Raw genomic sequence first — 22,365 nt, forward strand, 5'->3', positions numbered from 1 at the left:
AGCAATGACGCAACGGTGTTATAAATTTATTTCTTCGGTTTTCTTCATTTTTTTTAAATAGGAACGCCATGTGATCGCCCATTTGTCCGGATTATCAAAATAATCGTGGTCATCAACACGATGGGTTGAACTATTATGCGGGGAAGTTTTCACCACTTCCGGATTGGTATACGCTTCGTTCGCAATATGGGTTAAGGAAGCAATATACTCATCTAAATCTGCTTTTGATGTAGATTCAGTCGGTTCAAGTGTAAAAGGCTCCGGTACAACATAAGGATGGTGACTGGTCCAATAATGGTGGGCAAAATCAGCCATACGGTGGGAAATATCATCCGTCGTTACACCTGTATCTTTCGTTAATTGCTCCCAGCTATAACGCACCTGCTCCAATCTTTTCCCCTTAATATAAGGGGCACCGGCACCTTGGATATTTAAAATTTTATGGTACAAATAATTATTATTTAATACTGCAACTTTCGCGACATCTTTCAGGCCTTCTGGACCAAGGGCTCTAATCCAGGCATAAGCACGTAACACTGTTTGCGGGACACCTTGAAATGAACGCACTTTTCCAATGCTATATTTCAAATTGTGATTTAAATTATAGTTCTCACCTTGTTTTTCAACTAAAGGACCTGGTAAAAATTCCTTTAGCTTGTCAACGACACCAAGTGCCCCAGTAGCGGGTCCACCGCATGCATGAGGTGTTGAAAAGGTCTTATGAAGGTTGAAGAAGCACATATCAAAGCCCGCTTCTTTTGCCCTTGTGATCCCAAGCAGCCCGTTTGCATTAGCCTGATCGTAATAGCAAATCCCGCCCGCGTCATGGACAATTTTTGTAAATTCTTTAATCCGTGGATTATAGATTCCGGTATCTTCTGGATTTGCTACGACAAATCCTGCTGTTCTATCAGAGACTGCCGCTTTTAACTTCTCTATATCCGGAAAGCCATCTTGATCCGGGTATAGCGTTATAATTTTATATCCTTTGACAGCTGCAGTCGCAGCTTGGGATGGATGGGAAAAAATCGTCGTAATAATCTCATCACGCTGCTCGCCTTCACCATTTGCTTCATGATAAGCGCGAACGATTGATGCCATCGTAAATAATGATTGGGTCCCGCTCCCTGGTTGAAATGTAAAATAGTCCATACCCGAAATTTCCCTCATGCACAAATCTAATTTGTACATGATTTCAAGCATTCCTTGGACTGTACGATCATCCTGCAATGGGTGGAGCTCCATCATTTTAGGTGAAGAAGCAAATGCTTCGTTAATTTTAGGAGAGTACTTCATCGTACATGTTCCTTGGCCGATTTCAACATTAAAGGCAGCCCCTAACGTTTCCTGCGATAGTCGTAAGTAATGGCGCAATACTCTATTTTGGGCAATCTCAGGTAAATTCGGTTTTCTTTTTCTAACCATTTCACTAGGAATGGCAGAAACTCCATCTCCAACATCATTTACAATTTCCTCCTCAACAGATGGAAGCGTAACTCCAAGTTCACCACTTTTATGGAGTTCAAAAATAACAGGCTCATCCCACTTCGCCTGATGAAAATTTCTTACTTGCCCCCTATTAATCTTTTGCACATACACCATCCCTTTCTTTACGACTTCCAATTAAAGCTTCTTGTATTGTACTCACGAGACGATCGATATCCGCTTTAGAATGAATTTCCGTTATACAAAGTAGCGCACACTGACCTAGTTCAGGGAATTCTTCAGATAAGTCTTTACCGCCAAAAATTCCATTGTCTAATAAATATTGATTTATTTCTTTAACCGATTTCCTGGTATGGGTAAAATCGACGACAAATTCTTTAAAATTCGTTGATTCAAATCGGGATGCCACAATATTAGGAATGTTCCCCAGCTGCCCCATTGCATATTGCGATTTTTGCATGATCGATTTACCAAGCTCATACATTCCATTTGGCCCGAGAAGAGATAAGTAAACTCCAGCCGTAATACCCCATAAAGCAGTTTGTGTTCCTACCGATTCTTTCCCTTTCTCTCTTAATGCAAAGGATGTTCGATCGTAGAATACATCACCAAAACCATATTCCCCCTCGACTACTGTAGGAGCAATACCAAATAATCGGGAAGGAAATTCTTGAATAAAAGTTAAATCATCATGTGTTGCGATAAACCCCGATTGTCCTCCACCATAATTCATATGCATCCCGAGTGGCTGCAGGTCCCCACAAACGATATCGGCCCCGTAATGACTTGGGGGAGATAATACCCCCAGCGAACTCGGATCAACTCCGACGATCGTAATCGCTTCATAGCTTTTTGCTAGTTTACTAATCTTTTGACCTTGTGTTTCAATAAAGCCCAAATAGGATGGATTTTCAAAGTATACTGCAGCGGTATTCGTAGATAATTTCTCTTTCAGATCACGCAAATTTATTTGTCCGGAATCTTCTTCATAATCTACGAGTATGCATTCAATATGTGGCGAGCAATAATTTTTGATGATTTTCAAACGATCTGGAGAAATTGTTTTTGGCAAAAGCATCTCTTTTCGCTTTGTAATGCGGCTTGCCATCCGAATCGAAGTGGCTGCTGCCTGTGCCCAATCAAATGTTGGTACGTTCACAACATCCATATCGACCAATTCAGCCATTAAGCTTTGATACTCAAACAACGCTTGAAATCTACCATGATCTTCATAAGGATCACCTGCATAACCTGTTAAAAATTCAGCACGAGAATTCACTTCATCACAAATTGCTGGGATGAAGTGGTTCCAGCATCCAGCACCTAAAAAGTTTAAATACTCTTTTGTATCTTTATTTTTAGCTAAAATCCCATCTATATATCTTCTAAGCTCATATTCTGAAAGCGCTTTTGGAATGTTCAATTCTTTATTAAAACGTAATTCTTCGGGTATCCCCTCAAAAAGCTCATCAATCGTTTCTACACCAATTTCTCTCAGCATTTCCTTTTGTACTTCCGGAACGGTATTCGGTATATACGGATGGGCTGTATTTTGTTTTTTCATCATTTTCTCCCCTTTGACATAGATTTACGCTAAACCGCCGCCATCAACTGTTAACACGATCCCTGTTACCCACGATGCCATATCGCTTGCTAAAAATAACACACCTTTGGCAATATCCTCCGGCGTTCCAATCCTTTCAAGCGGGCGCCCTACAGCTGATGAAGCAAGGAACGATTCTTCTTCACATTGCAATTGCTTTGCTTCATCTCGCAATAGCGGTGTATCTGTGTCACCAGGACATATGCAATTAACACGGATATTCTGTTTTCCATGGTCGATCGCCATCGCTTTTGTTAAATTCACTACTCCGGCTTTGGCAGCACAGTATGATGCTGCTTGATCGCCACCTTTTAGACCCCAGCCTGACCCAGTGTTGACAATACTTCCCCCACCGTTTTTCGCCATAATCGGAATTGCATATTTTGATATTAAAAAGGCTCCTTTTAAGGAAACATTAAGAACTAAATCCCATTCTTCCTCCGTATGTTCAACCACGGTTTTTCTTCTAATCACACCAGCGTTATTAAATAAAACATCAATTCTGCCAAATGCACGTTCAATCTGATTTACTGCTGTTTCACAAGCAGCTGATGAAGTAACATCACATTTAAAAAATGCTACTTTCCATCCTATATCACACATCTCTTTTGCAAGGTTAATGCCACGATCTTCATTAATATCTAACATCGCAACTTTTGCACCTGCCGCGGCAAACAATTTAGCCGTTGCCAGCCCAATACCGGAAGCAGCACCGGTAATCACAACAACCTTATTTTTTATTCCTAATAGTTCTTCAACATTCATTTCACGCACCGACCTTTCGAAATTATTATTCTGGTATACAAGAAAAGCGCAAGGCGCCCGCCTATCGGCGACAAGCACAAGACGAGCTGGCCGAAAGGTTGCTTTTTAACCTTTTGGACGGATTGGATTGTGACCTCGAGCCGATGGCGCCTGGAGCTGGACAATTCTCGAAGTCAATTTTTGTACTTTCTTATCTTTAAAAAATAACTTTTTTCCTCCTTTATTCTTTTATCTATTATCTTTGCAATTATAATGCCAACATTTTAACTTATCTGAAAACAGGAAAAATAAAGCAAATATATATAGAATTGCGCCAATCACTCTAATTGGTTATGTGTCAATAGTGACAAACGTTGTCAAAATTGACACATATATCAGAATATTCTTTATTGTATAATAAAACAAAAAGAGAACGGACTTGGGGGGATTCATTTGCTGCTTTTAAACTCAATTTCAAAAGTCATCCAAGCTTTTTCAAGACTTCTTCGCGTGGATATTGCCTGTTTTAATCCAGATGGACAGCTGATTGCTGCAACAGAGGAATATATTCTTCGTAAAGGAAAGAAGGTTCATGTCCCGTTTTTTAATAATCTGTACGGACACCATATTACTTTACTCCATCAGCCTGGCAAAATGCCCACTTGTGACGGCTGTCATTTCATCAATAATTGCCCTTCAAAAGCAGAACTAGTTCAGGACATGATTATCAATGGAAAAAAATATGGCTATCTATCCTTTGTCAGCTTCTCTCAGGAGAATGAGCGGATCCTCATAGAAAATAAAGAGTACTATATTGAATGGCTATCTCGTTTAAAAGAAATTATTATTTCTATTTTACGAGATACAGATGAATTAAAAGTAAAGGAGAACCGCGTTCTCGTAAGTGAAAACTATATATTTGGCAAGAGCAAATCACTTTCTCAAATACATAATTTAATAAAAAGCATCAGGAATGGTACGTCCTCCATTTTAATTACCGGAGAAACTGGTACCGGAAAGAGTTTATTAGCTCAATATATTCATGAAACCAGTCTTGTAAGTAAAGGTCCATTTATTGAATTAAATTGTGCTGCCATTCCAGAAAGTCTATTTGAAAGCGAATTATTTGGATATGAAGAGGGGGCGTTTACAAATGCGAAAAGACATGGAAAACAGGGATACTTTGAACTAGCGGATAATGGAACATTATTTTTAGATGAAATTGCTGATTTACCAATCAGTCTACAACCTAAACTTTTGAAAGTAATACAAGATGGAATTATAAGGCGTGTTGGTGGAACAACTTCAAAGAAAGTGAACGTCCGCCTTATTTCAGCAACGAATCGTTCCATTGATGAACTAATGAATGAAAAACTATTTCGTTCCGATCTTTTTTATCGGCTTAATGTCATTCCTATGACCATTCCCCCATTAAGAGAAAGAATGGAGGATTTAGAATTATTGGTAATGAATTTTATCGAAAAATTATCAGAACGAACGGGAAAATTTATCGACTCCTGCACTAAGGAATACATGAATATTTTATCTTCCTATCACTGGCCGGGAAATTTACGTGAGCTTGAAAATGTAATTGAATACAGTATGAACATTGAACAGAAAAATGTATTAACCAAAAATTCGCTTCCCCCCTATCTTTCGAATCCATTAATCGGCCATCATAAACTAGAGCAAAAACATAAACCTGCCCTTGTCGAAGCCGAAAAGGAAATCATTATTCAGAAATTAGACCAATACGGCAATAGCTATAGCGGAAAACAACTAGCCGCAAAAGACTTAGGCATTAGCATTCGCACGTTATACCGAAAAATCGATAAACTGCAGATTCGTTCGTAAAAAACTCAAAAAAAAAGCGAGGAGCTCCTCGCTTTTTTTAAATGGCATCTTTGGTGCCTGACACCCAAATTAGCACTTTTGTCTTCCAAGTGCTACCGCTGTTGTTTTTTCGCTGTTGAATGCGGAAATGCGGAAGGACAGGGTAAAGTCCTCGAATTTACAGCGGTATTGTTCAAGTTGGTCTTGTCCGCAAGAATTGCTTCCGAGACCATTTTGTTTGTAATCAATATTTAAGACAATGTAGTCTCGAGGCTGCAAATCAATCGTATGCTTCGCCTTTTCAAGGTCGCCAACTTCATAGTGTGAAGCGCTGAAGTTAAAGGTATCACCACCAATGAAAATGAGACCGTTTTGATCAAGGTCGGTAAAGCCAACCCAATCACATTCAGAACGATTGCCGTTCTCCTGAGGTTTTACATAGTTAGTAAACAACTCATCGACTGTTTGACGATAGACACCTAAGTGATTCGCTTGATTTGAGTCTGGATAGCTTTCACCTGGACCTCTGCCGCGCCACTCTGCTTTCGTGTAGTCTTTATTTAATTGCAGCTGGACACCTAGACGAGGAATCATCACTGGAGCGTTTTCTTTCACGCCGGAAGCGACACCGTCGATTGTACAAACAATGTCACCGTCTGGATAGATGTTGTAAGTATATTGAATTTGATAATACCAAGAGCTGTTTGTAGTCCCATAAAGGGCTTTGGTATGCCATTCAAATACTCCTTCCTTCATTTCATAATGAATATCCTCTACGATTTCATGTCCTAAGTGCATGAAGTATTTGGTTCGATAATCAGGCAGCAGGTACATATCATTGTCAATTGGTGCACGCCAGAAGTTAAAACGCGGACCGTTTTCAATGATGACCTTCCCGTTTCGGACTACCTCTTTTAATATCCCTTTCACACAATCAAATGTTACTGTGAAGTCAGCGCCACTTACTTTCAAAAAGGCGTGTTCTCTATTAACTTGTAAATCTCCGTCCGCATGCACATTGGCTATTTTTTCTTTACCTGGAAGCACAAATGAAGCATTTGCCAATTCGTGGCCTCGTGCTGCCCAGCGTGTATCTTGGTTTAATTTATAAGAAAGCACAAGGTAATAATGTGCACCGCTTATTTTTTCAATCTCTTGTCCAACAGGAAGCTGAATCTCTACTGATCCGCGGGCAGTGAGCTCAGGTAGCTCTACACGACAGGTATCTAGTAATTTATCATCCTCATAAAGTGAACAGGTTAATTCCAAATGATTGATTGATAGAAAATCGTACCGATTAATAAGTCGGAAAATGCCTTTTTCAATATCGACACATTCCGTTTGCACCGGCTCAATCACCTTTTTGTATTCAAACAATGACGGGGATGGTGTGCCGTCTGGCATGATTAACCCATCAATGCAGAAGTTGCCATTCGTTGGGTCGTCACCGAAGTCGCCACCGTAACGATAATAAACTTTCCCGTCCTCAGTTACGGTTTCTATTCCATGATCGAACCATTCCCAAACAAATCCGCCTTGAAGTTTATCATATTTGTAAAATAAGTCTTGATATTCTTTCAGGTTTCCAGGTCCATTCCCCATGGCATGTGCGTATTCACAGAGAATATGTGGTTTTGTTGCTTTTTCAATCACCTGATCCATTGTCAGCCTTTCTTTACGTTCAAGCCATGTATACATGGTGCTGTAAACATCCGTTACTTCTGCTTCACGATCTCCTTCGTAATGGACAAGGCGTGTCGGATCCATTTCCTTCGCCCGTTTAGCCATGGCACGGAAGTTATGACCGAAAGCAGACTCATTTCCAAGGGACCACATGATGATACAAGGATGATTCTTATCACGCTGTATCATCCTCTCAAGACGGGATACGTAGGCAGTTTCCCACTCAGGATCGTTGCTAATCCAATCATATTTTCCTGTCAGTTCAAACCCATGACATTCTAAATCCGTCTCATCAATGACATACATTCCGTATTGATCACAAAGTTCATAAAGAAAAGGAGAATTTGGATAATGTGCAGTACGAACGGCGTTAATATTGTTTTGCTTCATGGTCTTTATCGTTTGTTCAACTTCCTCTTTTGTCACCACTCGTCCTGTTTTCGGATTATAGTCATGGCGATTCACGCCTTTAAATTTAATAGCTACACCGTTAACAAGGAATTGGTCACCCGCGAGAACAATGGAGCGGAATCCTACTGGCTGATGAATAACTTCGATGGTTTTTCCATCTTTCTTTACCGTCATATTTAGTTGATATAAATGAGGCTCTTCCGCACTCCATTTCAATGGTTCCGCAATAAATTTACTGAATGGCTCTTCTGCTCGCTGTTCTTTCAGAAACACCTGATTTCCTGCTGGATCGAGTAATTCGTAAACAATTGTTTGATTACAATGGTCGGTTTGGACAACTGAAACGGTTAATCTAGCATCCTTACAATCGCCGTCAAGCTCAGTGTTTACGGTATAATCATATAGACCAGAGGTTGGCCGTGAGTATAGCTCCACATCACGGAAAATTCCACTTAACCACCACATATCCTGATCCTCTAAATAAGTTCCATCAGACCACTGGAATACCCGGACCGTCAGTGTATTAGCACCATGGCGGCATAAATCAGTTATATCAAATTCTGATTGGATCCGAGCGCCCTTGCTGTAACCGGCAAATTGTCCATTTACATACAATTCAAAGGCTGAATCGACTCCATTAAAGCGAAGGATTAATTGTTCTCCGTCAAGATTCCGATCTAAATCAAATTGGCGTCGATAAATACCTGTCGGGTTATCAGTTGGTACACGAGGCGGGATAATCGGAAAATTATACCACAAGTCGGAATAATGCATTTTCCCATAGCCTTGAAGCTGCCAATTGCCTGGGACGATAATATCATCCCAATTTTTGGTATCTAAATTCTCTATATAAAAGTCTTCAGGTGAATATTCAGGTGCTTCAAGAAAAAGAAATTTCCACGTTCCATTAAGGTTTTGATAGTAATGACTATTTCTCACATCCCCAGTTTCTGCCGCTTCACGGGAAGGGAAACTAATATAGTGAGAGCGAGCAGCCATGCGGTTAATACCATCTGTATGAATGTCTTCCCATCTCTTCATTTTTTGCATCATTCCTCCTTAAAATTAAATTATTATATTAATTAGAACATTCTATTATTATGCAATAAATTTGCAAGAATAAGAAAGACGCTTGATGTCCAGGTAAATGCAGGGTCACGTAAGCCTTCCCCTGTTAATGCGTTATAATTTTCCGCCATTCCTGATTTCGAAGCCATAGCACAGAACCTCCGTGCAATTTCGAGAGCTAATTCCTTTTCTCCTGAGGAAAGAAGCCCATCGACAATTAATAAGGTGGTTGGAGCCCAGATTGGTCCTCGCCAATATCCATCATGTCGATAAAATGAGCTTTCTGGAAGCTCTGTGGCAAGACCAAATGGAGTTAAAAACCCTCTATTCTTAATATCTTCAACCAATCTAGTTAAGATTTCGGACGGAAGCCGATTTCCAAGAATGACTGGGATATATAATACGAGACTATCTGATTCGATCCTTTCGTGGGTACCAGACCGTTTCGCTACAAATCGACTGCCATCCCAGAAATGATCAATCATTCTTGTCAATAGATCATGCGATTCCTGTTTCCATTTTTCAGCCTCGTCCTTTTTCCCGAGTTTAGCAGCGATTTCCGCTAATACTTCCATTTGCAGCACTAGGAAAGACGATAGGTCCGGGCTTTCAACTGGAGTACCTTTATGAAAAATTGTACTATTATCCCAGCCGCTGTCATTTCCATGATTGTATTGCGGAATCCCGTCGTGGTCGCTGTCCTGAAATGTCAGCCACCACTTCGTCCATTTTCCAAGCGGCTCGTAAACCTCTTGCAATTTGTCCAAAGTAAAAAAGTCACTTTGCTCGCAAATCCGCCGTAATGTCCATCCATGGATCGGCGGTTTTGTGAAGTTCCAGAGGGCGAACCGGTTGTTGACGAAGTCTGGCAGCATCCCGGACTTATCCTGCAAATCAAAAAAAGTCATAAACTGATCCCAGGCTAGTTTAGGTGAATTTTTTGCTAAGGCTAAAGCATTGAAGCAATGGTCCCAGCTCCAAATATTCGTCATCCAGTTCTTCGACATATACATTGCTGGTCTCGGCAGCATTCCTTCCTGTGAAACAACACAAGACCAAGTAATATAAGAGGCAAGTTCATGACCTCTTCTATATTCCTCAGGCGTATTAAGAGTATTTTTCAGCCATTGTTCGTATTCTGTTTCAACGCTCCTATGTCCTTCTCTAAAATCTGGATAAGTTCGGGGCTGGTACACCACAGAAAATTCTTCGATCACACATTCCATTTCTGCTGAGGTAGGATCCGGATGAAAATCAGCGACAATCTTTTCACAGCGCTGTTCGATGAATGGAGCATCCATTTCCAAGCTCCCTTTTACAGAAGTAAGCATATACCTTATTTCCTGAAGTGAATGATTCACTTCCCAACGATTATTTTCTACTTTGACTGCATAATCATAGGCGCCAGTTATTCCTGTCAGCCTTACCCCAACACCATGGCTTCGTATTTGTAATACTTTAGCCTCTGTTATACAAAATTCCGCGATCCCTTTTTCACTTTCCAACCGAAGAATGCTGGGGTGTAAAACCGCTGTATATAGCTGAGGAGCTCCTTCGCAAATAAGATCGATCCGGAAAACTTCGCCAAAATCATTGTCTCCATTGCGAATATTCCGAATGAAAAGAGGACCATCGGGGTCATCTTGATGATTAGGTGAAATCGTAATAAAAGAACCAAAACGACTGAAGGGAATTTTTTTTATCTCAAACATAAGATCACTTCACTTTCAACATTCATTTGGCAGCTCATTTTGCCCATTAATTTGATATTCCTGATCTGATTCAAGATACTTCGCACGAAGTACATAAGCGAAATAGATATAGCCAATGAGAAGCATCAGTCCTGCTAATAAAAATGGAAGGGTGTAGTTATTTGTTGCCAGAATCCCACCAATGATAAAAGCAACTAATGCGGAACCAACACTTCGAAAAACCGCCCTCATTCCTGCATACAAATCTCGTTCCTCATCCTTAAAGGAGGACATCGAAAGGCTATCAGCCAGGTTTGTCAGCATCGTAAACATTCCTCCACGTACTACTAATAGTGTCGAAAAGAGCACCGCTGGAATGTTTAAATATAAAATAAAGCAAAAAATAATATTGACTAGATAAATAGAGAAAAACGTCCTTTTAATCCCCCAGCGGTTTATTAAAATTGGTGACATAATCGAACCGATGAATAGAGCAAGACCGTTTAAAGCTAGAATAATTGACACCGATTCACTTGAAAAACCAAAGCGAAGCTTTACAAATAAATTTAGATAAGGCTGCAGGCAAGCTATTGCTCCTCCCGTAAGGAACGCAAAAAGCGAAAACAATAATACCTTTTGTTTCAAGCTTTGAGTAAGCCTAGACTTAGTTAAAAGGGGATCTTTCTTTTCCATCGGCCGGGCTTCCTGTAACGGCGCATCTTGTTTTTCTGCGGGCAGTAGCCACCCTCTTGCACATGCTAAGAGCACAAATATCCCCGATGTGACTAATAATGTGTTTTGGTAACCCCTTCCTGAGAGATCAATCCAGTGGGGCAAAAAACCACCTAGTAATGTTCCTACTCCGGTAAAAGCTGTAAACACGGCAAACATAAAACTATAGGCTTGCGTTTCTTCCCTTTTTGAACCGCTATAATAAAACAGCAATTGGGTCTCAGTTGTTTCCACCAGTGTTAGCCCAATTGACACGATCCATTGCGCCACAAAAAATAAAATAAAGCTTTTTGCCAAAGCAAACATGCTGCAGCCAAGAGCTAAACACCCGACACCGGAAACAAGCAGTTTTTTTCGACCGGTTTTTTTTGCCAGAATGCTTACCGGAATTGCAAAAATCCCCATCACCAATATCCCCATGGAGGTAATCAATCCAATTTGTTTTTCCGAAACGCCCATATCTAATAAATGAAGATTCAAGATTAAAGTGAACATTCCGATACTCAGCCCATACATGGATTCAGTGGCCAAAAACCGTTTCACCCCCGGAGACAAGGGTAGAAAATGTGATGACTGTATCATGGCATGCTTCAACCTTTCATGAGAAAAGCTTAATGCTTCCGTTTATCGGCTTGTGACCTCGAGCCGATGGCGCCTGAAGCTAGACAATTCTCGAAGTCAATTTTTATACTTTCTTTTAGGCTGTGTTAAACTTGGCTGTTGATTTCCGCTCCAGGCGCTTCGCTTTCCGCAGGCGTTCCGGGGAGCCTCCTCGTCGCTTAAGCGCCTGCGGGGTCTCCCCTGCCCCGTACTCCCGCAGGAGTCTCGCGCCTTCCGCTCCAATCAACATAGTTTCAAAATCAACAATGCCCTTTAACACAGCCTTCTTTTAAAATAACTATCTTGCTAATAAAAACATTTCTGGTCAGATGGGGAGCCCCTCTGACCAGTTTCTACACAAACTTATAAAACTCCTTTACCCTTTTACCCCAGTCTTTGAGACATCTTCCATGATATAGCGCTGGGCAGCAAAGAAGAGGATAAGCGGCGGTATACTGATAAGAACCGTAATGGCCATAATCCCTTCCATATCAACACCGAACATCCCTTTAAACTGGGCAAGCCCAAGAGTTAGAGTATATTTACTTTGATCATTTAAGAATACTAATGGTCCTAGGTAATCATTCCAACAGTTTAAGAAACTGAACACCCCAACGAGAATTAGCGCCGGTTTCATCAATGGAATGTAAATTTTATAAAAAATTTGGAAGGAGTTCGCCCCATCCATTCTTGCTGCCTCATCCAGTTCTTTCGGGATTCCCATAATGAACTGGCGGAGCAGGAAGATAAAAAATGGCGACCCAAACCAAGATGGAACAATCAGCGGTTTTAGCGTATTAAGCCAACCTAGCCAGTTAAATTCCATATATAAAGGAATCATCGTTACTTCCCACGGAATCATCATCGTTGCAAGAAGCACCATAAACAAAAAGTCTCTTCCCTTAAATTGAAATCTTGCAAAGCCATAGGCCACTAACGCCGAGGAAACAATCTGACCAAGAGTTGCCATGATCGTTACCGTAACAGAATTGATCAGATATTGGGTAAATGGCTGGGACGTCCATGCATTTTTAAAATTTTCAAAATGAAACTTAGATGGAATCCATTTTGGTGGGAACTGATAAAGCTCATTCGGTCCTTTCAATGATGTCGTAAACATCCAGAACAACGGAGCTAAAAATAATAGTGAAAATAAGATTAAGAGAACATATATAAAGGTTTTTTCTACCCTACTTTTCGTTTTCATTGTAAACCCCCTCGGTTCCAAGGATTGACTGCAATCCTATTTTTTCTTCTTCACTTCTCCTTCGTAATACACCCAGGCCGACGAAGATTTAAACACGAGCATGGTTAAACCTAATACAATTAAGAACATAAACCACGCATTTGCCGAGGAATAACCCATTTTAAAATATTTAAAAGCATTTTCATATTCATACATTGCATAAAAATAGGTTGATTTTAGCGGTCCTCCACCTGTTAGAACAAGAGCTAAAGTCAATTGCTGGAAGGCTGAAATAATCGTTGTAATCAAATTAAACATGATTGTTGGCGTTAGCAGCGGCAAGGTGATTTTGAAAAACTGGGTCAGTTTATTGGCTCCGTCGATGGAGGCTGCTTCATACATCTCTTTTGAAATACCTTTTAACCCTGCTAAGAAAATTAACATCATCTGTCCTTGTCCCCAAAGACTGGCAATGACCATCGCCACGAGCGCCCATTTCGTGTTATTCAACCAATCCGGTCCCGTAATGCCGAATAAGGAAAGAAAGTAATTAAGAATTCCGTACTCGCCATTGAAAACCCATGCCCAAATCATGGCAAGAGCGACACCAGAAATAACGGAAGGAAGATAGAAAAAGGTTCGGAAAAAAGAATGGCCCTTTATGTTCTGGTTCAATAAGATAGCTAAAACCAGGGCGATAATAATATTTAAGGGGACGAAAAATAAGGCAAATTTAGCCGTCACCCATAATGATTTCCAAAACAGCGGATCATTGGTAAACATCGTCTTATAATTACCGATTCCAATAAATGTTGCCTTTCCGACAATTGGCCAATCAAAAAAGCTGATAAAGAGGGAGTACAGTAAAGGCCCCAGCGTGAAGACCAAAAACCCAAATACCCACGGTGCGATAAAAAGAAGGGGGACAATCTTGTCCCACTTCAGCTTCTTTTTTCGATTTAATTCCAAATGCGGTGTAGAAGAGGCCGGTATTGATTTCAAAGTGAACACCTCATTTTTATAGTCTATCTATTTCATGTATTTCTCTGAATCCGAAACCGCTTGATTCAATAGCTCCTTTGGATTCTGCCCAAGCATGATGGCATTGATTGCAGAAGACAAGTTGCGATTGATATCATTCCAATTTTTATTTAATAGGAATGCAGGTGTGTTGGTAGACCGTTCAAGCATTTTATAAAACGGACTTAGCAATGGATCCTGTTGCATATTCATTTGTTTTACAACACTGATTCGAACTGGTAAATCAGAAGTCCGCATTTTGATGGCTTCTGCTGAAGAATAGAATTTTACAAATTTATAAGCAAGGTCTTTATGCTTTGAATCCTTTGCGATTGAAACCGCGGATGCAGCAATGACACCTTTTGTCGGCTTGCCGCCAAAGGATGGAACCTCAACCGTTCCGAAATTGATCTTGGCATCTTTAAATCCTTGTAAAGGCCAAACACCAGTTTCCCACATTGCAATTTTTCCAGATTTGAAAATGTCATCTCCGCTTTGCTGGTTTTTCCCGCCAACAAGAACGGCGCTTTTATCTTTCAAAAGATCACTTAATACATTTAGGGCATCGATTGTTTCCGGGCTATTCATAACCCCTTTTATTTTTTTACCATCGTTGCTAATATAGCTACCGCCATTGCTCCACACTAAACCTTGGAGATCATACGTATCTGGCTCAGGAACAAGTCCTACGCCATATTGTTTTTGACTTGGGTCGGATAATTTTTTGGCGATTTGTTTAAAGTCATCCCATGTCCAGCCATCCTTTGGATAAGGGATGTGTGCTTTATCAAATAAATCCTTGTTATAATAAACAACCCTTGTCGTAAAACCAGCGGGCATTCCATATATTTTTCCATTCATGCTCGAATAATTAAATAAGCCTTGGTAAAAATCGTTTAAGTCCATTTCCGAGTCACCCTCAATGTACTTATCCAAAGGCTCTAGTGATTCTGTGTATGCAGGGAAATTCCACATATACATAACATCGGGTGGATTTTTTGCCCCAAAGGAAGCGGCAAGCTTCTGGTCAAACCCATCACCGTATGCTTCAACTTGGACTTTAACACCTGGGTTTTTTTCTTGAAACTTTTTGGCAATTTGTTGTTCAATTTTTAATGCTTCCCCGGTATCCCAAGTAGCGAATCTTAGTGTTACATCACCTTTACCATCGCTGTTATTACTCTTGCCGTCAGATGCAGTATTACCTGAACTGCTGTTTGAACAAGCTGCTAAAGAGAAGGCCAATAATAAAACTATTGTTAGGATGCTAAATTTCTTCATTCAGGACTTTCCCCCTTATTAAATATAAAAATTAAACCGCTTTCATTTTATCGTTTATGAAAGCGGTATCATACTTAAATTCATCTTATCTTAAGAGTAAGTTCGTTTTGATTTTCTTTAACTTTTAGGAATGAGGGGCAAAATTGTCTTGTTTTATTCTTCTTTTTGTTTGACGATAGTCGGAAGGGGTCTGACCGGTGCATTTTTTAAACCATTTACTAAAATATTTTCCATCCTGTATACCAACTTTCTCCGCAATTTCCTGCAATGTCAGGGAGCTGGCTTCTAGAAGTTCACTAGCCGCACCAAGTCTCAATTTTTCCGTAAAAGCATAAAAGCTTTCCCCTACAGATTTTTTAAAGAGCGTACTAAAATGACTTCTGCTTAGTCCCACTTCATGAGCCACATCAACTGAAGAAAATGATTTAGATAGGTCATTCGAAATCAGGCGAACCGCGTTTTGAATCGGAGCAGGCCAATTAACCAAGTCTCCCTTAAATTTTTGTTCAATCTTAAATTTGCTGTACAAAAATTGAACACCTTTCATCCATTCACCCGTCCCTTTATACGGGCCACTCACATTCCACTGGAGAGTTGACAATTTATTTTTCACCCCAAAGAGTATTTGCTCAAAAGGGCCTATATGGTCTTCTGGAATAAACATAAAGCATTGGTCATGACCGCAGATCATCCTCGCGGTGAAATTCGGAAACAATGTGTCGAGTTGAAAATCTCCTTGATTTAAGTGGTTAAGATGATAGATGTAAAATGGCTTCTCAATCCAATCCCATTCCTTTTGACATTTTTCCTTTAATAGGTCGGCAAACGAATTTTCAAATCCGCACAGCCATTCATAAAATTCCTTTGTCAGACTAGCAAAATCGAGGGGTTTTTCTTCTAATGGAATAAGCTCTTCATTGAACCGCTTTAGGTACTCTTCAAATTCCTCATCATCAAACGCCGTTTTAAGAATATAGCCGGATGCACCAAGCCTGATCCCTTCCTGAGCATATTCAAAGTCCCGATGGCAGCTTAACAAAAGAATTTTTGTATCAGGTGCTACTTGTTTAATTTTTCGGGACAGTTCAATTCCGTTCAATTCCGGCATAACGATGTCTGTGATCACAACTTCCGGGGCTTTTTCAAGGAACAGTTCCCAGCCCTTTTGGCCGTTGGCAGCATCGCCGACCACTTCCATGTTAAATTTCTGCCAATTGATTGTCGCGATTAATCCTTTTCGGACAATATATTCATCATCAATTACGATCACTTTTATCATTGGATGACCTCCTTTTCGGCCAGCGCATTTTAATGGTCGTTCCTTGCTGCAGTTTTGATACAATTGTCAGTCCGAATTCATTGCCAAAATGGAGCTTGAGCCGCTGATCAACATTGAACACACCGATTCCCCGAGTCTTTTCATTTGGCAAGTGAAGCACTAGTAAATTCTGTGCCGTATTTTCGCTCATTCCCTTCCCATTATCACATAAGGTTAACTCTAGGAAGTCTTCTCGATCCTCAACAGTTAAGCTTATTTTTCCCTTTCCGTCCTCAAAGGCATGAAAAAAGATATTTTCAAATAAAGGTTGCAGCGACAGTCTTGGAATTAAATAATCCGTGCATTCCGGTCCAATCGTTTCCTGATATTCAAACATATGACCATAGCGAATTTCCTGCACCTTCAAATAATGGCTAATCGTTGTAAGCTCCTTTTTCAAAGGTATCAATTCATCGGAAAAATTAAGATTTTCATGAAGAACCTCAGTAAGATGGTAAATCATTTGCTGTACCTCTTTTGCATTCGCAAGCCGTGCCTTCCATTGGATGGAGTTTAGCGTATTAAATAATAAATGTGGATTAATCTGGTAATGAAACGCTTTCAATTCTGCTTTCCTTTTTAATCTTTCCGTTTCATTTATTTCATCAATCAATTCCTTAATTTCCTCGACCATTTGATTGAAGCTCATCGTCAGAATTCCAATTTCGTCTTGTTCTTTTACCGCTATTCGCGTCTCCCATTTTCCTGCACTTACTTTTTCCATCGATTCCTTTAGCTTTCTGATCCGCTTTGCTATCGGTGCGGAGAATGCCATTGCAAGGATTACAGCTAAGAGAATCGAAAAGAAAATGGCCACAAGCGTATTATTAAATATGATATTTGATGATTGATAATATAATTTTTCAGGGACACGGACGACCAGTTCCCAACCGTATGCTTTAATCTTACTTACCCTAACGATATCACTTGGAAGCATCTTTCCTTTGTTCTTCGTTTGATACAAAGTCTTTTGATTTTCATCCTTAATAGTTACAAAAGCATGGACGTCATTTTCTAAAAACTTAATATAGGAAAATAGCTCATCTGCCTTCGTTTCTATTAATAGCTTGCTTCCCTTTAAGATCCCATACTCGCTTTGGATAGGCAGGACAAGTCCAATCATTTGTTCAGGAGGTTTGTCCTCATAATAATCTGCTTTATAGAAGCCAATCCAGCGATCTCCTTGTTTTAATTTGCTTGCTTCCTTCCAAAAAGGCATATTAAACAATTTTTGCGTATTTAAGAGATTGCTTCCATAGTAATAGCCTGACTTTGTGATTAAATAGATTCCTTTTGTATTGAAAGTTTTATGGGCTTCAAGAAATCTTTCAAAATTCTTTTTCTCGATAAATCCCTCATACGTTTTGGGTATTTCTTCGTTAATCACAATTAAGGTAGGGTCGGATAAATATTGATGAATATCGTTTGCGACGACAAACATTTGGTCAATCGTGTTCTGAAGCTGCATCTCAAGCTGGGAAATAGCAAAATTTTCATAGTCATTATATTGCTTATTCACAATGGTAGAAGATTTATAATATGATATATATCCGAACCAAATAAGCGGAATAAGTGCCACCATAATAAAAAACAACACCATCTTAGTACGAATACTCCCAAACAATAGATGGTTAATCTTTGACATTATCTTTCTATAACCCTCGAACATCACATCCCCCTTCCTACCCAAAATCAAGACCAATTCTCTCACACTTATAAAAAAAACACCATCTCTAAAATGTGTCAAAAAAAGGTGTCAGGTACCATTAAATGGTGCCTGACACCCATATACATAATCACTGTCCACCCCACGCGTACAAATGTTCACAAGTGGTGCCTGACACCTAATCTATAACACCAATCTATGCTGATTGCTTTTCGATAAAGGCTTTTTTTAGTTGTTTGCGCGCCCGGTATAGGCGGGTTTTGACGGTTGCCGATTTTAGGTTGAGCAGGTTTGCGATTTCGTTTTCTTTTAGCCCGCACTGGGTTTTAAGGATGAGGACTTCCTGAAATTCTTTTGATAGGTTTTTTTCTATTAAGCGGTTCAGTTCCTCATGTAAAAGATGGAGTCCAACCTCCTCTTCAATATGTTCCTTGATTCCTGCTGACCCAAGTATCGGTTCCATGATCGATGGGTCAACGAGCATCCAGCACTTTCTTTTTTCTAATCTTAGAAAATCAATCGCGGTTCGGGCAGTAATGACCGACAGCCAAGCGCCTAATTTTTTTGGATCTTCTACTGTATTGATATTTTTATATGCTTTAATAAACGTTTCCTGGACGATATCCTCGGCCAAAAATCGGTCCTTCGTATATTTGTAGGCAATAAATTGCAGCCGTTTTAAGTGTATAGAATATAATTGTTCGAAATGGATCGACCTCATATGGAGTTCCCACTTCCTTTTCTAAAATTCAATTCGTTATTTTAAACGTTCTTTCACAAAATCAGGTACATGCGCTTCATCAAAATACATGAAATCTTTATAATTTCCAGCATTATAATAAAAGACCGCCGCGTATTCATGATTCATATCAACACTCGCTTTTGAAAGCAGCTCTCCTATTTGTCGATTATCCGTTACATTTAGTGACTCCTTGCTGTCTTCAACTTCCCTTCTCATTTTCTCGGGATCATAGGAACCAAATCCATCCACTTTTTTAACTAATACATGAGAAATATCATCAGCTGTTACGGTTGCCTGATTGAGCAAATTCTTTTCCTTTAACCATTCGGTCAAATTCTGATAGGTTGGTAATAACCCAAAACTAATAAACTGGTTATTTCCCAAATCGAATTCAATTGATGATCCGTGGCCACGGAAATACTTGCTATCATCATAAGATTCCGTTAACATATCTGCCTTTAATGCTGCCATTGCTTCTTTCACATCTGTTGGATTTGATAACATGACAAACTTGTTATAAGGGCCATATCCCCTAATCGTAATAGATTTTATCTTATTATCTTTTACCTTATTAATAGCCGTCGCGGTCATTTTATATTCCTTAGATTCATAGATTGGCTTAAATACATCAGAATAAAGCCTTTCATTTACTTTGTATTCACGGATCACATGCCGCCCATTTTTTAATTCATAGATAAAATAGTAACTCACGAATGTCTCATTTTTCTTTAGGTGATTAATGTTTTGATTGGTGAGGATTTGCTGATGCAACTTCCGAACAGCCTCAATATTTGCTTTTTCCTTTATTGGTTCTTGTGGGAAATACTGTGCCATTGAACTCCGATCTAAATTAAAACTAGGATTTTCCATTAGCAGGACATTTTTGATATCGTTTACTTCTGGAACCCTGTTTTCATAGATTCTGAGAGTATCAACTCCAATCACCAGTAGAGTTGCGACAGCCGAGTACACCAACAGGCCTTTGACATGACTGAAAACTCGCCACGACTTTTGCAAAACCATTTCGGCAGTAAAATAACCAAGCACAGCCCCGACGAAATAGCCAAATAATGTCCAGCCGGTACTGCTGGATGAAACAGAATGAAAGTACCCTCCACCAAGCAGCATGGTGCAAAAGGCAGCACCATATTTAAATACACAACGTAATTTTGGAAAGGCAATCGCTTCAGAAGCTGCTTCCAAATTTCTTTTTTTATAAAAATAAAGCGATAACAGATAAAGGATTATGGTTAAAATGTGATACAGTCCGGCATCCATCCATTTAAACGACTTGCTGTTCAGAGCTGCAACATAGGTAATGGGGGAAATTAGATCCAGCTGTTTACTTAGGAAATAATCACTCGGAAATCCATAGAGTAATATTTTTAAGTTTAAAAATAGCAAAATGGCCATACCAATCGGGAAAAAGAGAAATATATAAGACAAAACTGCCTGAACAGCCGATATTCCTGTCATCATCGCAACAAAAACACTGGCTGTATAAAAAAGCAAGGTAAACAGGATGGTCGTTCCAGCCCAGTAGAGTACATCTGTTACTGTAAACATGCTGCTTACATCTAGAGTAGAATGAATCAACAGGATGATTACAGAAATAAGGACAACCGGAACTATTAAAAATGCCATACCTGTCAAGGCATAATAATGAAAGATTTTCTCCCTTTTGATGGGAAGACTGTGCATTAGGTCTGATGTTTGTTTCACATGAAGAAAGCGAAATAAAAACACTGCCAAGATTACAGGGACTAAGACAATCAAACCAATTTGAAAGGTATTATTATACTGAAATAGGGATTGAAATGTCTGGTGTTTCAAGATATTTTCTTTATCTGGGTACATTAGCAATATTTGAATTGGCAGTATAAAGAGCAGTCCCAAAAAATAAACAATTGAGACCCAGCCGGTGCTTCGACCAATTTGCAGAATCATTTCCTTGTTAAACAATGACATTTTCGAAGGCATAGCCGATATCCCCCATTTCGTATATAAAAATTTCTTCGAGAGTGAGTGGCAGCAAATCGAAAATGATTGGATTTGTCTTACGAATTTGTTTGGCAATGGTATCCTCATCACCTTTTACAATGAAAAGGATGATACTCCCGCGCTTCTCTGTATAAAGAGGGTTGAGATTCTTCAACAGTTCTTTTGGCATTCCTTCTTTATAGGCAACTTGAACTTTATGGATGTTTGCCTTCAGTTCATCCAGTTCTTTTTCAATTAAAAGTGTTCCTTTATGAATAATCCCGACATGGTCGCAAATATCCTCAATCTCACGAAGATTATGAGAGGATATGAGAATGGTCATTTCTCTTTCTGCAACATCATTGATCAGCAGGTTCTTTACTTTTTTCCGAGCTACTGGGTCAAGGCCGTCCAACGGCTCATCAAGAATCAAAATCTCGGGATTTGTTGAAAGGGACAGAATAAAGGCAATCTGTCGCTGCCATCCTTTCGAAAACGTATGGATTTTTTTGTTTACATCCACTTCCAATAGCTCGATCAGTTTCTGAAACCGCTCCTCACTCCAGCTTGGATAAAAACCTTTATAATAACGGGCCATTTGCTTGGTTGTATAATTGGATAAAAAAGATGGCTGATCAGGAATATAATAGATTTTTTCCTTTAGACTAGGATTTTCGTAGACTGGTAGGCCGTCAACGGTGATGTCTCCCTTTTCCTGCCGATAGATTCCCACAAGGAGCTTAATTAAAGTCGTTTTTCCAGCTCCATTTGACCCAATTAGCCCATAAATGGAGCCTTTTGGGATGGTAAGATGAACGTTTTCCAGCGCCTTAAACCGGCCAAAGGCCTTGCTCACATTTTTCAATTCAATCATTGCTATCGCCCCCCTTTTTGCCAGAATCTAATGCGTGGATAAGATCAATCATTTCGCCCGCCTGTATGCCGAGATACAGAGCCTCCAAGATTAGTTTTTCAAGCTCCTTCATGACGGAAGCAATCTTCTCTATGTCCTTCGTTTGATTGTTTAGACTGACGAAGCTCCCTTTTCCTTTAATGGAATAAATAAAACCTTGTATCTCCAGTTCCCTATATGCCTTTTGAATGGTATTTGGATTGATTGTGAGCTGTGTAGCTAACGTCCGGACCGATGGCAGCTGTTCATCAGGCTTAAGCACCTCATGCATGATCAGCTCCTTCATTTTATCGACCAATTGCTCATAAATAGGCTTTCGGCTTCTCATGTCTAGCTCAAACATAATGGGATGAGCCCCCAATCTGTATTAAGTGTACTATCATTCGTAATACAGTTATATTATATTCCAGCCCCTCCCAAAATGGAAGTCCCTCTTTTGTAAAAAATT

The 22,365-nt window shown here is 39.7% G+C and carries 16 protein-coding genes; 1 reads left to right on the forward strand and 15 read right to left on the reverse strand.

Features of this window, described 5'->3' with window-relative positions; genetic code table 11:
- Positions 1-18 precede the first annotated feature (18 nt).
- Genes gcvPB through BN1082_RS10890 form a run of 3 tightly spaced genes read right to left on the reverse strand, consistent with a single transcriptional unit; the run spans position 19 to position 3,814 of the window.
- Positions 19-1,593 carry an aminomethyl-transferring glycine dehydrogenase subunit GcvPB gene (gcvPB, locus tag BN1082_RS10880; RefSeq protein ID WP_425412142.1) on the reverse strand — a complete coding sequence of 525 codons (1,575 nt, stop codon included), beginning with the start codon at positions 1,591-1,593 and terminating at the stop codon, positions 19-21.
- Positions 1,580-3,010, reverse strand: a complete 1,431-nt coding sequence (gene gcvPA / locus BN1082_RS10885) for an aminomethyl-transferring glycine dehydrogenase subunit GcvPA (RefSeq protein ID WP_425412143.1) — start codon at positions 3,008-3,010, stop codon at positions 1,580-1,582. Before gcvPA ends, gcvPB begins: the two co-directional genes overlap by 14 nt.
- A gap of 24 nt (positions 3,011-3,034) precedes the next feature.
- Entirely contained in the window at positions 3,035-3,814 is a 780-nt protein-coding gene (locus BN1082_RS10890) for an SDR family NAD(P)-dependent oxidoreductase (RefSeq protein ID WP_090634160.1), read from the reverse strand.
- 432 nt (positions 3,815-4,246) lie between these two features.
- On the opposite strand from BN1082_RS10890, the gene BN1082_RS10895 reads away from it, so the two are divergent.
- Positions 4,247-5,647 carry a sigma-54 interaction domain-containing protein gene (locus BN1082_RS10895; RefSeq protein ID WP_090634162.1) on the forward strand — a complete coding sequence of 467 codons (1,401 nt, stop codon included), beginning with the start codon at positions 4,247-4,249 and terminating at the stop codon, positions 5,645-5,647.
- 69 nt (positions 5,648-5,716) lie between these two features.
- Here BN1082_RS10895 and ebgA read toward each other — a convergent pair whose 3' ends face one another.
- The 12 genes from ebgA to BN1082_RS10960 form a co-directional block, all read right to left on the reverse strand.
- Positions 5,717-8,761, reverse strand: coding sequence for a beta-galactosidase subunit alpha (gene ebgA / locus BN1082_RS10900; protein ID WP_090634971.1), 3,045 nt, complete (start codon positions 8,759-8,761; stop codon positions 5,717-5,719).
- 41 nt (positions 8,762-8,802) lie between these two features.
- Complete coding sequence (locus BN1082_RS10905; protein ID WP_090634164.1) at positions 8,803-10,500, reverse strand: amylo-alpha-1,6-glucosidase; 1,698 nt, start codon at positions 10,498-10,500, stop codon at positions 8,803-8,805.
- A 15-nt stretch (positions 10,501-10,515) separates the two neighbouring features.
- Positions 10,516-11,793: an MFS transporter gene (locus tag BN1082_RS10910; RefSeq protein WP_090634165.1), complete on the reverse strand. Its 1,278-nt coding sequence runs from the start codon at positions 11,791-11,793 to the stop codon at positions 10,516-10,518.
- Between the two features lie 394 nt (positions 11,794-12,187).
- Positions 12,188-13,018 (reverse strand): carbohydrate ABC transporter permease, encoded by an 831-nt coding sequence (locus tag BN1082_RS10920; protein WP_090634167.1) that lies wholly within the window; start codon positions 13,016-13,018, stop codon positions 12,188-12,190.
- A gap of 36 nt (positions 13,019-13,054) precedes the next feature.
- Entirely contained in the window at positions 13,055-13,966 is a 912-nt protein-coding gene (locus tag BN1082_RS10925) for a carbohydrate ABC transporter permease (RefSeq protein WP_090634973.1), read from the reverse strand.
- 60 nt (positions 13,967-14,026) lie between these two features.
- Positions 14,027-15,298, reverse strand: a complete 1,272-nt coding sequence (locus BN1082_RS10930; protein WP_090634168.1) for a sugar ABC transporter substrate-binding protein — start codon at positions 15,296-15,298, stop codon at positions 14,027-14,029.
- Positions 15,299-15,422: 124 nt separating this feature from the next.
- Positions 15,423-16,577 carry a response regulator transcription factor gene (locus BN1082_RS10935; RefSeq protein WP_090634170.1) on the reverse strand — a complete coding sequence of 385 codons (1,155 nt, stop codon included), beginning with the start codon at positions 16,575-16,577 and terminating at the stop codon, positions 15,423-15,425.
- A complete protein-coding gene (locus BN1082_RS10940; protein WP_245640389.1) occupies positions 16,555-18,261 on the reverse strand; it encodes a sensor histidine kinase in 1,707 nt (568 codons plus the stop codon). Before BN1082_RS10940 ends, BN1082_RS10935 begins: the two co-directional genes overlap by 23 nt.
- Positions 18,262-18,478: 217 nt before the next feature.
- The gene (locus BN1082_RS10945; RefSeq protein ID WP_090634173.1) at positions 18,479-19,003 is read right to left on the reverse strand and encodes an RNA polymerase sigma factor; all 525 of its coding nucleotides are present in this window, start codon (positions 19,001-19,003) and stop codon (positions 18,479-18,481) included.
- A 36-nt stretch (positions 19,004-19,039) separates the two neighbouring features.
- A complete protein-coding gene (locus BN1082_RS10950) occupies positions 19,040-21,004 on the reverse strand; it encodes a DUF6449 domain-containing protein (RefSeq protein WP_090634174.1) in 1,965 nt (654 codons plus the stop codon).
- Entirely contained in the window at positions 20,979-21,878 is a 900-nt protein-coding gene (locus tag BN1082_RS10955) for an ABC transporter ATP-binding protein (RefSeq protein ID WP_090634176.1), read from the reverse strand. Before BN1082_RS10955 ends, BN1082_RS10950 begins: the two co-directional genes overlap by 26 nt.
- Entirely contained in the window at positions 21,871-22,260 is a 390-nt protein-coding gene (locus BN1082_RS10960) for a GntR family transcriptional regulator (protein WP_090634178.1), read from the reverse strand. The genes BN1082_RS10955 and BN1082_RS10960 overlap by 8 nt, the downstream gene beginning before the upstream one ends.
- Between the last annotated feature and the right edge of the window lie 105 nt (positions 22,261-22,365).

It is taken from the genome of Neobacillus massiliamazoniensis, from assembly GCF_001048695.1.
Taxonomy (GTDB): domain Bacteria; phylum Bacillota; class Bacilli; order Bacillales; family Cytobacillaceae; genus Neobacillus; species Neobacillus massiliamazoniensis.